We start from the raw sequence: 12,851 nt of genomic DNA, 5'->3' as shown, positions 1-12,851 counted from the left end.
TATTATAGCTACCCCTCAAAAAGCAGTCAATTTGAACGCAAAAAAAGACCCCCTTCTATTCGAAAGTGGAGCCCCGTAATGCGGACATTGTCAAATAGTTCATAAAGCTCGTCGCTTTAAGGGAAAGTATATCGTTAACGAGCTTGTGCAGCGGAGGAATACCCTCCTTTTCATATTTATGGCTGACGCAATTCCACACGTCCTTGCTTGTGACATGCTCATAGCCTACGAGAATCAACTCGTCCGCCTTGCTTTGACACAGCATCTCAATTGCGTCATCCCAATCCTGCTCATCCAGCTCTTCCATACCCACGATGGCCGTTCCTCCTCCCAGCGACTCCGGTTCCGCAGATCAGCAATTAGCGGGGTTATTGACTGCTTTATAGAACATTTCTGCCCTGATCCTGGAAAACCCTTCTTTTTCGTCGAAAATAGCCGTAAACCAACAATATATGCATTCATTTCGATCGTCAATAGCAGAATTCACCACTCCCCCTCTTGTTGTCCTGATCCATCTGCTTTCAGTCGGAAAAGCTTGTCATGAACATGGACAGGTCCGGCATATCTTTTACAGTAACACATAGACGCGGAATTCATTTTTGGGGAAGAGGGAGTTGCGATTGAAAAAGCAGACATTCATCCATGGAGCAATTATTTTATTAGCAGCTGGAATTATCAATCGGCTGCTGGGTTTTATTCCGCGAATCGCGCTCCCGCGTATTATCGGTCCCGAAGGAGTCGGCTTGTACCAACAGGGGTATCCCTTTTTTATCGTGCTGGTAACCCTTATTACCGGGGGCATACCGCTTGCCGTAGCCAAGCTGGTAGCCGAGTCTGAAACTGCGGGTCAACCCGAAATGTCACGGCGTATTTTGCACACCAGCCTGCGCTTCACTGTTACACTCAGCCTGCTTGCCATGGCGCTCTGTCTTCTATTTGCCCCCTGGATTACAAGCCACCTGCTGACAGACAGCCGTGTATATTATACATTTGTCAGCATGAGTCCAATGATTGTCATTGTTGCTGTTTCCTCTGCGTACAGAGGCTATTTTCAGGGGAAACAAAATATGATTCCGTCCGCAAGCTCCTCCATTGCCGAGACTGTCATGCGCATTTTTTGCGTCATCTGGTTTGCTTACCTGCTCCTTCCGCATGGCGTGGCCTACGCTGCTGCAGGGGCGATGCTCGGTGCACTGGCGGGTGAACTCATCGGCATGATTGTGCTTCTATGGCAATACAAATGGAACCAGCGAAAAGATCATGTACCCCTACAACCGGAGGTATCTTCACCTTCAGCAGCTCATTCCGAACAACCGTCTGTGTTGTCACGACTTCTGTCTATATCGGTTCCCGTAACAGCCGGAAGACTTGTGGGGTCGTTGTCCTATTTGCTTGAATCCATTCTATGTATGCGCAGTCTGGCCGTAGCAGGTATTGCCACCGGAGTGGCAACCGCCCAATACGGGGCTATGCAGGGTATGGTCATTCCTGTGTTATTACTACCCGGTGTCCTCACCAGTTCGCTGGCTGTTTCCCTTGTACCTTCCTTATCCGAAGCTGCTGCCAATGGACAAATCACAGCCATTCATAAACGATTGCATCAATCCCTCCGGCTTGCTTTGGTTGCAGGAGCCCCATTTGCTGTCATCATGTACGTACTGGCAGAGCCTCTGTGCCTGTTACTCTATAACAATGGCGACATTGCGGGCATGCTTAAGCTCATGGCTCCCTTCGCTCTTTTTATGTACATTCAGGCCCCGCTTCAGGCAGCACTTCAGGCTCTGGATCGTCCCGGAAGTGCCTTATTCAATACCTTTGTCGGAGCCGTTATCAAAATCGCGCTTATTGTCTGGCTTGCTTCCCAGCCTCAATACGGTATCTATGGAGCTGTCATCGCTATTTGTATCAACAGTACCATAGTCACCCTTTTGCATGGCTTCAGTGTAAGCAGACTGCTTCGGTTTCGTGTGCGGTTGCTTGATTTCTGGAAAACCGGTGTGGGCATGATTATCATGGCGGCTACGGTCTTATATGCTTACAGACATCTAACGGTTTTCGATCAAATGTGGCTGCAATTTCTTTTTGCCGCAGGCTTGGGCATTATTCTGTACCTTTTTCTGATGACTCTGACCAAAATGATTGATTGGGACAATCTCACCCGTATCCCCATCCTAAGAAGATGGTTTAAAGCATAACAGGTTTAATCCGAGGATTCCCCAAAGGCCGGTGGTGTAATATATACATCGCCTTTATGGTTAACCGAGCACAAGAAAACATCCTTAAAATCTTTATGACCTTGAGCTTGAATCTGATTTTTAAGCCAAAAACGGTTCATATCCATACGCTCCAAATTTCGATCCAGCACCTTGCCATCCATAATCAACGGAATGGGAAGGCCTTCATATCTAAACTTCCCGCCGATTTGAGGCGAAGGATGGACTTTATTCACCTGTTGATCATTGTTTGTCAAATTCGTTTGTCCTAAATTTTGTTTCTGCTTTTCAGATTCACTATCTTCAACGTTATCATCTTTACGTATGACCGTGAGCTTACCTGTCGTTTCCAAAATAACATATTCTACATCGTCCAAGCCTTCGATATTTTGTTCCCGAAGTTGTAACAGCAGATCATCTAAATTGTAGCGTTGCTTCAGCATTTCTTCCTTATTTACCTGTCCGTTGGAAAACAACACACTGGGCTTACCATCAAACAGCAGCCGCAGTCGTCGACTTTTCAGACTGAAATACGAAATGCCGATCTGCAAAATCAGCAGCACGCCCAAAGGAATCAGCCCTCCATACAACGGACGCTCTATATCTTCCAAACTGAATACAGCGATTTCCGCAATCATAATGGATATCACGAGGTCAAAAACAGACAATTTTCCAATCTCCCGTTTACCCATTAAGCGCATAACCAGAAATACAATAAAGTACATGAGAAACGTTCGAAATATAAGTGCAAAAATATCGTGACCCAACATGTCCGCCTCCTCTCCTGTACTTGCGACAAGACATTTGCCGTTCATTGTACACGTATTCTGACCGTTCCTCATATCAACCATACAAAAAACAAAAGGTTAAATTATTGAAATAAAGACAAAGACTGCTTACGACTTGGTACTAAGCCGGGAGGCTTGGCCATAGAATTATAATAGTTCAAACCTTGGTACAGGAGGAATTATCAATGGAGCTCATTCGCCGCTGGTGTTCGTTTCGTCTGGCCCATCCCATTTTATCCGGCTTGTTTTATGCTTTTGCATGGATGCTGCTTGGCGCATTTATCCTTTCGCTACTCTTGTGGCTGACACAGATGCAGGAACAGGATTTATCGTTGTATACGTACATCGTTCATGCATTCGCCATGGTATCTGGCGGCTTCGTCGCTGGTAAAAGATCCACGAACAAAGGCTGGTATCAAGGCGGTATTACAGGCATCCTATATGGGCTAATCGTGCTGCTGGTCGGTTTTCTGGCACTGGATGCAGGCATGAACGCCAAGGATCTTTTGCATCTGGGAATTGCCTTTATCATTGGAGCCGGGGGCGGGATGTTTGGGATTAACCTGAGCAGATAATCAAAATGTATGTGGCAAAACAACACAAAAAACCGAGCCCTTCTCAAAGGCTCGGTTTTTGCATGGTTACTACTAATATTCTATGACTTGGAAACAACTTCCTCGGAAGCTGTATCTTTTGCAATCGCATTGCTGATCGCGCTGCGGTCAAAGGTCAGCTTCGTAACATCATTCACACGTAAAACGACCACATCGTCCGTAATCTCCACAATTGTACCATGAAGACCTCCGATCGTAATCACTTTATCACCTTTTTTCAAGGCTTGAAGCATCGTTGAACGCTGCTTCTGTTTTTTCTGATTCGGACGAATCAGCAAGAAATAGAAGATTACAAACATCAGCGCCAGTGGCCAGATCATTTGAAAAAGTCCTCCAGTTCCACCGGTTGCAGCAGCTGTAGCAAAATGAAACATGTTAAATCCCCCTTTCGTATACTCTCCCCTAAAACTTAAAAGCCTTTATCATTATCATGAAGACCGTACTGCTCAAAAAATTCATCGCGGAAATCAAGCAGCCTGTCATCCATAATCGCTTGTCTGACATTGCGCATCAATTGAATTAAGAAATGCAAATTATGATACGTTGTCAGTCGGAGCCCGAAGGTTTCATCCGCTTTAATCAAGTGTCGTAAGTAAGCACGTGAATAATTACGACAGGTATAGCAATCACAAGCCGGATCAAGCGGGCCAAAATCTCTTGCATATTTGGCGTTGCGAACGACAAGACGACCTTGGCTGGTCATCGTTGTCCCATTGCGAGCAATTCGTGTTGGAAGTACGCAATCAAACATATCCACACCACGGATAGCGCCTTCAATCAAAGCATCCGGTGAACCTACGCCCATCAAATAGCGTGGCTTGTTAGTGGGAAGCAGAGGAAGCGTATAATCCAGCACTTCATACATCAAATGCTTCGGTTCACCTACGCTCAGTCCACCAATAGCATACCCCGGGAAATCCATGGAAGTCAAATCCGCCGCGCTCTGCTTGCGCAGATCTTCATGCATCCCTCCCTGAACAATGGCAAACAACCCTTGATCATGAGGACGAGCATGCGCCTCCAGACAGCGCTCCGCCCAACGGCTGGTGCGTTCCAACGACTTTTTCACATACTCATATTCAGCCGGAAAAGGAGGACATTCATCAAAGGCCATCATGATATCCGAGCCGAGCGAGTTTTGAATTTCCATTGCCACTTCTGGCGAAAGAAACTTCTTATCTCCATTCAAATGAGAGCGAAAATGAACGCCCTCCTCCGTAATTTTACGCATTTCACTCAATGAAAACACTTGAAACCCGCCGCTGTCCGTTAGAATAGGACGATCCCAGTTCATAAACTTGTGCAGCCCACCCGCTTCACGAATAATATCATGACCGGGACGAAGAAACAGATGGTACGTATTACTCAAAATAATTTGAGCATCCATTTCCTTTAGTTCCTCAGGACTCATCGTTTTAACTGTAGCTTGTGTCCCTACAGGCATAAAGGTTGGTGTTTCAATAACACCGTGAGGAGTATGCACACGCCCGAGACGGGCTCCCGATTGCTTGCAGGTTTTAATATGTTCGTATCTTATTGCTGGTGCCATATTTTCTCTACCATCCTTAATTAATAAATGAACATTGCGTCCCCAAAGCTGAAAAACCGATATTCCTGGTCAATCGCCTCTTGGTAAGCATGCATAATATTCTCCCTGCCCGCCAGTGCACTGACCAGCATAACCAATGTGGATTTAGGCAAATGGAAATTTGTAATCATCGCATCCACCACACGGAATTCATAACCTGGATAAATAAAAATCTGCGTCCAGCCACTGCTGGCCTGTAATAATCCGTCACCGAATGTATTGCCCACCGTCTCCAGCGTCCGACAACTGGTTGTCCCCACCGCCACGACTCTTCCGCCGCGCGCTTTGGTTTCATTCAGCACATCTGCCGTTTCCTGTGACAATGAGTAATATTCTTCATGCATCACATGCTCTTCAATCGTATCCACAGACATGGGTCTGAACGTTCCTAAACCGACGTGAAGGGTGACAAAGGCAATGGAAACACCCTTTTCTCTAATTTGATCTAGCAATTCCTCTGTAAAATGCAACCCTGCGGTTGGAGCTGCGGCTGAGCCTTCATGCCGGGCATAAATCGTCTGATAACGCTCACGGTCATCCAGTTGCTCCTTGATATACGGTGGAAGCGGCATTTGTCCAAGACGATCCAATATCTCCTGAAAAATACCTTCATACGAGAATGAGAGCACTCTTCCGCCCATATCTCCTTCTTCCTCAATGACCGCCTTCAGCTCATCACCAAAAACGATAACCGCGCCCTTTTTCAGCTTCTTGCCGGGCTTTACCAATGCTTCCCATCGGTCACCCTCCAGTCGCTTGAGCAGTAACACCTCGGCCTTAGCTCCCGTGTCTTCCTTGATACCGAACAAGCGTGCAGGAATCACTCGCGTATCATTTAGCACCAACGTATCGCCGGGTTGAAGATACTGCACAATATCTGAAAATGTATGATGACCCACTTCACCGCTATCCTTGCTCAGTGTTAGTAATCTGGAAGCACTTCGATCAAGCAAAGGTGTCTGTGCAATTAATGTTTCAGGTAATTCAAAATCGTAGTCGTTTACGTTCATATATTGTCAGTCCTTAACTATATCCACATTTTTGTAATAGTGTTGCAAAATTTTCTTGTAATCATACCCCTGATCAGCCAAACCGTTGGCTCCCCATTGTGACAATCCCAAACCGTGACCATTCCCTTTGCCTGTAAAAATAAAGCTCTGCGTTTTGTCGATGACGCGTGCATGACGATCTCCATTCATGACGATCACCCCGTTACCACTGGAAGTGCTGCTCCCTGATGCCGACAGGATTGTAGTTCCCTGTGCACCATTTACATGAGTAGTAGCCCCATCAGCGCCTAATACAGTATAACTGCCGGTACTCGCAATATCAAACAGCGTGCTCGGTAATCCGCCCATTGCTGAACGATACATATCGGGATATTTCACCTTTAAAGGCGACCCGTTCGCTTCAACCTCCAGCACTCGCCCAGACGGACCGCGTTTGGTGACATCGAGATGGTCAATAGAGGACGGTGCTGTGCCCGTTACTTTCCCTTGCAAGGATTTTACAAGCTGAGCGGCCGTAAAGGGTCCCCGCACCCATGCGTAGTCTCCAGATTGAGGTACCTTTTCCAATACAATCATTTCTTCACCTGGTTGTACCTTGACTACTGCTGTCACGTTTGATTGAATTTGAGGAATGGGACGCACATTGGTATTTTCAGCAGTCACGGTGACCTTGTCTAGCCCCGCCTCTGTGACTCCCTCCAGCTCCTTAACGTTATCTTCTCGGATATAGCCTGTCTTTCCGCTGGAGAGAAGCACGTGATACCACTCCTGTGCTCCTTTTTGCGCCGAAATATCCCCTGAGCTATCTATACTAACAAACGCTTCGCCGCCACTGTTCCACACCTCGGAAGCATCCGCTGTAACGCCGCCCGCATTGGACGAAAATACAGCTTCGACCACCTTGCCACCACTTTTAATCACTTCGCCAGCGGTTGCATCTACAGCCTCGCTAACATTCGCATGCTCTGAGCCTTTGCCGTTATAAGCCTGGCTTAACGTTCCATCCACCACGTTCCCGATCTGAAAACGATTGCCTTGGGCAAGCGCATAGCTGCGAGCCGCCACCGCTTGAGCCTTGAGCGCTTCAGCCGACCACGAGGAATAGACTTCAGCTCCTACCACGGAATACAAATACTGCTCCAACGGCACTTCGTTAACAAGTGCCAGTTGTCCTGACGTCATGCCAAGTTCCATGTCGCCACGATATGTACGCTGTGATCTCTCGACCACTTGAATTCCATCGCTGCCTCCGTTGACCATAACCTTGCTATTATCAGAACCACTCAGCACGTAATGAGTCATCACCTGAGAACCTGTCGTTACTCCTGCTTCCTGCCTCACAATCAGTCCGGTTTGAGTAGCGTTGACTTTAGAGAGCGTAAGTCGCGGTTGCTTGCTTTCCAGTTCTGTTTTCAAAGCGGACAACTTGCTGTCATTACTCTCTTCTCCGACCCACACAGCATATTGACCTCTCGATTGAATGACGGTAAAAGCATCAAAACCTGCGGCAGCAATCGTCGTTCGAACGAGATTAGCCTCTTGTTCGCTTCCGTAGTTTCCCGTAGACCAATGCTTGTTCCCCGTAACTTCGGCCTGTGCTCCGGTTGCAGTAGAAATACGCTGTACAGCAGCCTGCGCCACCTGTTCACTCGCATATATTCCTGCATACACCTGATAGACAGAGCTACCGTTTTTCGAGCCAATAAAAACCATCGGTTTATCATTCGTCTTCTGCAATGCTTGAGCTGCTTTTATCGCAGCCGCTTCATTTCCTTCCAGTACCTTCACCCGATAGCTGTCTACACTAAAACGGGCCGTACTGTCTGGAAGTCCTGTCCAAGACTGAAAGCTACCCCCACTGTTTTGTCCAACTCTCAGCCCCCCTGATGATTTCAAGGTTACAGCGGGTACAGTCGCTTTATATTTGCTGCCCAGATCCGCAAAGATCACTACACGAATATCCTCTTGGGCAGTAGCGGCGTGAACAGTCGGAGACCAAGGCAGGCAAACTACAGCTAATACTATAGCCGCTGTTGCCCGTTTGGCCCGACCCGCCCATGTGCCGAAAATTGTGCTTTGATTCAACGCTTTTTCACTCATTGCTGGCTCCCCCATTTCTGGCTGTCATAGCACGCATACTGCATGATTTGGCGGGAACTTGACTCATACCTGTCCCTTTTAATACATCGGCGAAATACGCCTAAACTTGAACCCGCTCAAATCTTAATTCACGCACTCTCTTTCTCCATACCATCCGTCCTGCAATGTCATATTTGTCAAAGCCGTGTAATCACGTTAAGAACTAATCACAGCTACATTTTTCTCCGTAAGAGCCGCTACTGCCTGTTCTCATGTGATAAAAATACACACTCCCTGCTCACCTTGAATCCGTTGGCATGGGAATTCCGAGGTGAGCATAAGCCGCTGGAGTGACCATCCGACCCCGCGGCGTTCTTTGCAGAAGGCCGATTTGCAACAAATATGGCTCATACACGTCCTCGATCGTCTGACTTTCTTCACCAATGGTCGCTGCAATTGTATCCAATCCCACAGGCCCGCCACGGAATGAATGAATCATCGCCTTAAGCATTTTATGATCAATTTCATCCAGTCCGCGCGGATCAATTTGCAGTCTCTTTAACGCCTCTGCGGCCAACTCTGAATGAATAATACCGTCTCCGGCAACTTGGGCAAAATCACGCACCCTTTTTAACAGCCGATTCGCAATCCGTGGCGTCCCCCGTGAACGCAGTGCGATTTCTTCGGCTGCATCCCCGACAATTTCAATCTCCATAATATCCGCGTTCCTTGATACGATGTAGGCCAGCTCGTCTGTCGTATAGAACTCCAACCGACTAATGACACCAAATCGGTCACGCAATGGCGCAGAAAGCAGCCCAGCGCGCGTAGTAGCCCCGATAAGCGTAAAGGGCGGCAAATCCAGACGGACTGAACGCGCACTCGGGCCTTTACCAATCATAATGTCCAGCGCAAAATCCTCCATTGCCGGATACATGACTTCTTCCACCGTACGGTGCAGGCGATGTATCTCGTCAATGAACAAAACATCGCCCTCTTGAAGATTGGTCAGCAACGCTGCCAAATCTCCGGGTCTTTCAATTGCTGGGCCTGAGGTCGTGCGTAAATTAACGCCCAGCTCGTTGGCGATAATATTGGCGAGCGTCGTTTTGCCCAATCCAGGCGGACCGTACAGCAGCACATGATCCAGCGCCTCTTTACGCATCTTGGCCGCTTCAATATATATTTTCAAATTTTCTTTCACCTGATTTTGCCCGATATATTCGTTCAGATAACGAGGGCGAAGGCTTAGCTCCGCCGTCTGGTCTTCCATCATCAAATTGGCGGAAATAATCCGGTCATCCATATTCCATCGCTCCTCCTTTTCACCAGACTTCTTTTAATGGACATCATCGTCCTATCCGGCAAACAACAGTTGCAAAGCTCTTTTCATCAAAATATCAGCAGATTCATCAGGTTTCGCGTCTTTCTTCATTCTGCTCCATACCTTATCCAGCTCCGCATCTGTGTAGCCCAGCGCCTTAAGTGCTTCTCGTGCCTCGCTCCAATAGGAACCCTCGCCTTCCTCCACGACAGGCTCCGCAAACAATCCGGTCGCAATCCCGACTGAGCCGATGCCGTCCAGCTTGTCCTTCAAATCCAGAATCATACGTTGCGCCGTCTTTTTACCGATGCCCGGCAGCTTGGTGAGAAACGCGATGTTCTCTTGATAGATTGCCGTTACCACATGAGTGGGCGTACCGCCTCCCAGAATACCAAGCGCCACACGCGGCCCAATTCCGGATACATCAATCAGCTTACGAAACAACTGCTGTTCCTCACGAGTCGCAAACCCGAACAGTAAAGTAGCATCGTCCCTTACATGATGATGAATATAGATGACAATCGGCCCTTCTGTTTTAGCAAAGGCATACGGGTTCGGACAAAATACCCGGTACCCGACCCCTTGTACATCCAATACGACATATTCATTTTCCAAGTGAGCCACAGAACCACGCAAGAAATCTATCATTTTCGCAATACCTCATTTAATTTTGAATTTAGTCCATATGAATGCGCATGACAAATAGCCACTGCCAAAGCATCCGCCACATCATCAGGTTTGGGCACGACTTGAAGCTTCAGAAACATTCTTACCATTTCCTGTACTTGCTTCTTCTCAGCCTTTCCATACCCTACAATGGCCTGCTTCACCTGCATAGGCGTATATTCCCCTATAGGCAGACCACGTTGCTTCGCAGCCAGTACCAGCACGCCGCGTGCCTGACTTACAGACATCGCAGTAGTTACGTTACGATTAAAAAAAAGCTTCTCCAGCGCTACCGCATCAGGCTTATATTTATCAATCAATTGCAGCATGCCTTCATATACATGAAGCAATCGCTCTTCTTCCGGTGTATGGGCCTCCGTCTGGATACAGCCATATTGAACAGGAACCACCTTACTGCCGATCTTGTCCACAAATCCAAAGCCCACAATTGCAATACCCGGATCAATTCCTAGAAAACGCAAAAAAATCTCTCCCCTATCGCCAAAATACGGCGTTAACTAGCCATCAACGATTTAATATCAAAACCATAATCATTGCCAAATGCTAAACAAAGCGAACATATGTGTCGTTCATTTCATTATAACAAAACTTTGCATCTAATAGAGTAAAAAGTTTAATCCTAAGTTCAACACAAAAAAGAGACGTTATACGCCTCACCCCCCGGGCAAAGCCTACACGCCTCTTTCTTGCATGTAATCAATATTGCTGCTTCAATACCCGCTGTGTTCGTTCCACTGCAAAATCACTAAAAGTAGAGATCACACTGTTGTATTCGTTCATATCCTGCACACGGATTCCTTGCTGGAGCTGCTCATACACTCCCTCGGGCAGAGTCGTCTCCATTGATCCCACATCCAGCTGGAAGAAAGTCCGAATTACTTTTTCTTTTTTAGGCGGCCCTTCAAACAAAGTAAGTTGTCCATCCATACTCATACCCATGTAGGCGTGCTGTTTGCATAACTCCGACAAATCCTCCACCTTACGCTCCAGCCACACCTCGCCTCTGGTATTTAACCGTCCCTTCCAATCGGGATGCTGCTTCAGCAAGCTCTCTAACTGCTGCGAACTTAACGTTCCCAAGGAAAGCGTCTCTGTGCCACACACATAGGTGGTTAACAAATGAGTCTTCCTACTGATGCCCGAAGCACGGATACTTTGCAATATCTGCACCTGTGAGGAATGCACTTCGGCCGGACTCGTGTGTGAAGGCTCCTCCGTATCAACGTCCGCCATAACGGTAGTAGCGAGGGGCTGTGACAGCATAGTTTGCATATGACGTAAAAACAGAATACCGAAACCTGCCAGCAAACAAGCCGATCCAAAAATAATACAGGCCCACACCGTTCTTCTCCACTGCTTCCAGCGTCGTTTAATTTGTTTTTTCCAGCTTAATCGCTTCACAGTAATCCCTTCCGTCCCACTTTTTGTGTTATTGTGGCCTGACGATTACTGATTTATACAAAAAAAGACAACAAATACAACAAAAAAAGCCGCTTCTTCAAGCGACTTTCCTTTTGAATCGGGATGACACGATTTGAACATGCGACCCCCTGGTCCCAAACCAGGTGCTCTACCAAGCTGAGCTACATCCCGAAATACATGCCGGTGAGAGGACTCGAACCTCCACGGTTTCCCTCACGATTTTGAGTCGCGCGCGTCTGCCAATTCCGCCACACCGGCTTATGAAGTTAAATGGCGCGCCCTGAGAGATTCGAACTCCCGGCCTTTTGATTCGTAGTCAAACGCTCTATCCAGCTGAGCTAAGGGCGCAAATATGGAGCGGACGACGGGAATCGAACCCGCGACCCTCGCCTTGGCAAGGCGATGCTCTACCGCTGAGCCACGTCCGCAATACAATGATATCCATGACATATGAGTTCATGAGTGGTGAGCCATGAAGGACTCGAACCTTCGACACCCTGATTAAAAGTCAGGTGCTCTACCAACTGAGCTAATGGCTCCCAACAGGGTAATATAACTTTGTAAAAATGGCGGAACTGACGGGATTCGAACCCGCGATCTCCTGCGTGACAGGCAGGCATGTTAGGCCTCTACACCACAGTTCCATAACAATGTTCCATTAAGAAAGTTAATTGGTTGCGGGGACAGGATTTGAACCTGCGACCTTCGGGTTATGAGCCCGACGAGCTACCGAACTGCTCCACCCCGCGATAATATTAGGGAATACTATATAAGAAATAAATGGTGGAGGCTGAGGGGCTCGAACCCCCGACCCTCTGCTTGTAAGGCAGATGCTCTCCCAGCTGAGCTAAGCCTCCATATTATGACCCGTAGGGGAATCGAACCCCTGTTACCTCCGTGAAAGGGAGGTGTCTTAACCGCTTGACCAACGGGCCTTACAATAAATAATATCTGGCGGAGAGAGAGGGATTCGAACCCTCGAGACGCTTTTGGCGCCTACACGATTTCCAATCGTGCTCCTTCGGCCAGCTCGGACACCTCTCCATATGGCTCCCCGAACAGGACTCGAACCTGTGACAACTCGATTAACAGTCGAGTGCTCTACCAACTGAGCTATCAGGGAATA

12 protein-coding genes and 11 tRNA genes are annotated in these 12,851 nt (G+C 47.7%); 2 read left to right on the top strand and 21 right to left on the bottom strand.

Annotation, left to right across the window (positions count from 1 at the left end; translation table 11 throughout):
- Nucleotides 1-55: 55 nt before the first annotated feature.
- Nucleotides 56-313, bottom strand: a complete 258-nt coding sequence (locus E0698_RS23165; RefSeq protein ID WP_013311570.1) for a post-transcriptional regulator — start codon at nt 311-313, stop codon at nt 56-58.
- 307 nt (nt 314-620) lie between these two features.
- Between E0698_RS23165 and spoVB the strand changes: the two genes are divergently transcribed.
- On the top strand, nt 621-2,195 hold the full coding sequence (gene spoVB / locus E0698_RS23160) for a stage V sporulation protein B (RefSeq protein WP_192513033.1): 1,575 nt from the start codon (nt 621-623) through the stop codon (nt 2,193-2,195).
- Between the two features lie 5 nt (nt 2,196-2,200).
- Here spoVB and E0698_RS23155 read toward each other — a convergent pair whose 3' ends face one another.
- Nucleotides 2,201-2,980, bottom strand: coding sequence for a DUF421 domain-containing protein (locus E0698_RS23155; protein ID WP_134914575.1), 780 nt, complete (start codon nt 2,978-2,980; stop codon nt 2,201-2,203).
- Nucleotides 2,981-3,186: 206 nt separating this feature from the next.
- On the opposite strand from E0698_RS23155, the gene E0698_RS23150 reads away from it, so the two are divergent.
- Nucleotides 3,187-3,576 (top strand): TIGR04086 family membrane protein, encoded by a 390-nt coding sequence (locus E0698_RS23150; protein ID WP_014282978.1) that lies wholly within the window; start codon nt 3,187-3,189, stop codon nt 3,574-3,576.
- Nucleotides 3,577-3,656: 80 nt separating this feature from the next.
- Here E0698_RS23150 and yajC read toward each other — a convergent pair whose 3' ends face one another.
- From yajC to E0698_RS23055, 19 genes are all read right to left on the bottom strand, one after another.
- A complete protein-coding gene (yajC, locus tag E0698_RS23145) occupies nt 3,657-3,989 on the bottom strand; it encodes a preprotein translocase subunit YajC (RefSeq protein WP_192513032.1) in 333 nt (110 codons plus the stop codon).
- Nucleotides 3,990-4,024: 35 nt separating this feature from the next.
- Nucleotides 4,025-5,164 carry a tRNA guanosine(34) transglycosylase Tgt gene (gene tgt, locus E0698_RS23140; RefSeq protein WP_149093679.1) on the bottom strand — a complete coding sequence of 380 codons (1,140 nt, stop codon included), beginning with the start codon at nt 5,162-5,164 and terminating at the stop codon, nt 4,025-4,027.
- A gap of 20 nt (nt 5,165-5,184) precedes the next feature.
- Nucleotides 5,185-6,213: a tRNA preQ1(34) S-adenosylmethionine ribosyltransferase-isomerase QueA gene (gene queA, locus E0698_RS23135; RefSeq protein WP_192513031.1), complete on the bottom strand. Its 1,029-nt coding sequence runs from the start codon at nt 6,211-6,213 to the stop codon at nt 5,185-5,187.
- A 6-nt stretch (nt 6,214-6,219) separates the two neighbouring features.
- On the bottom strand, nt 6,220-8,313 hold the full coding sequence (locus E0698_RS23130; protein ID WP_192513030.1) for a SpoIID/LytB domain-containing protein: 2,094 nt from the start codon (nt 8,311-8,313) through the stop codon (nt 6,220-6,222).
- Between the two features lie 277 nt (nt 8,314-8,590).
- On the bottom strand, nt 8,591-9,598 hold the full coding sequence (gene ruvB / locus E0698_RS23125; protein ID WP_025681892.1) for a Holliday junction branch migration DNA helicase RuvB: 1,008 nt from the start codon (nt 9,596-9,598) through the stop codon (nt 8,591-8,593).
- A gap of 51 nt (nt 9,599-9,649) precedes the next feature.
- Nucleotides 9,650-10,264 carry a Holliday junction branch migration protein RuvA gene (ruvA, locus tag E0698_RS23120; protein WP_025681891.1) on the bottom strand — a complete coding sequence of 205 codons (615 nt, stop codon included), beginning with the start codon at nt 10,262-10,264 and terminating at the stop codon, nt 9,650-9,652.
- On the bottom strand, nt 10,261-10,764 hold the full coding sequence (gene ruvC, locus E0698_RS23115) for a crossover junction endodeoxyribonuclease RuvC (protein ID WP_014282985.1): 504 nt from the start codon (nt 10,762-10,764) through the stop codon (nt 10,261-10,263). Before ruvC ends, ruvA begins: the two co-directional genes overlap by 4 nt.
- A 235-nt stretch (nt 10,765-10,999) precedes the next feature.
- Nucleotides 11,000-11,704, bottom strand: a complete 705-nt coding sequence (locus tag E0698_RS23110) for a BofC C-terminal domain-containing protein (RefSeq protein ID WP_192513029.1) — start codon at nt 11,702-11,704, stop codon at nt 11,000-11,002.
- A gap of 118 nt (nt 11,705-11,822) precedes the next feature.
- Nucleotides 11,823-11,896 (bottom strand) — tRNA-Pro (locus tag E0698_RS23105).
- Between the two features lie 7 nt (nt 11,897-11,903).
- Nucleotides 11,904-11,983, bottom strand: a tRNA-Leu gene (locus E0698_RS23100).
- Between the two features lie 13 nt (nt 11,984-11,996).
- A tRNA-Arg gene (locus E0698_RS23095) sits at nt 11,997-12,073 on the bottom strand.
- 5 nt (nt 12,074-12,078) lie between these two features.
- Nucleotides 12,079-12,153 (bottom strand) — tRNA-Gly (locus E0698_RS23090).
- Between the two features lie 35 nt (nt 12,154-12,188).
- Nucleotides 12,189-12,264, bottom strand: a tRNA-Lys gene (locus E0698_RS23085).
- A 28-nt stretch (nt 12,265-12,292) separates the two neighbouring features.
- A tRNA-Asp gene (locus E0698_RS23080) sits at nt 12,293-12,369 on the bottom strand.
- Nucleotides 12,370-12,397: 28 nt separating this feature from the next.
- A tRNA-Met gene (locus E0698_RS23075) sits at nt 12,398-12,474 on the bottom strand.
- Between the two features lie 32 nt (nt 12,475-12,506).
- A tRNA-Val gene (locus E0698_RS23070) sits at nt 12,507-12,582 on the bottom strand.
- Nucleotides 12,583-12,588: 6 nt separating this feature from the next.
- Nucleotides 12,589-12,660: transfer RNA gene (locus E0698_RS23065), tRNA-Glu, on the bottom strand.
- A gap of 17 nt (nt 12,661-12,677) precedes the next feature.
- Nucleotides 12,678-12,769: transfer RNA gene (locus E0698_RS23060), tRNA-Ser, on the bottom strand.
- Nucleotides 12,770-12,772: 3 nt separating this feature from the next.
- Nucleotides 12,773-12,848: transfer RNA gene (locus E0698_RS23055), tRNA-Asn, on the bottom strand.
- Between the last annotated feature and the right edge of the window lie 3 nt (nt 12,849-12,851).

Source organism: Paenibacillus sp. 23TSA30-6, from assembly GCF_014858585.1.
Classification (GTDB): Bacteria; Bacillota; Bacilli; order Paenibacillales; family Paenibacillaceae; genus Paenibacillus.
Note: the sequence above shows the minus strand (reverse complement) of the source record. Positions and strands in the feature narration are given on the sequence as shown.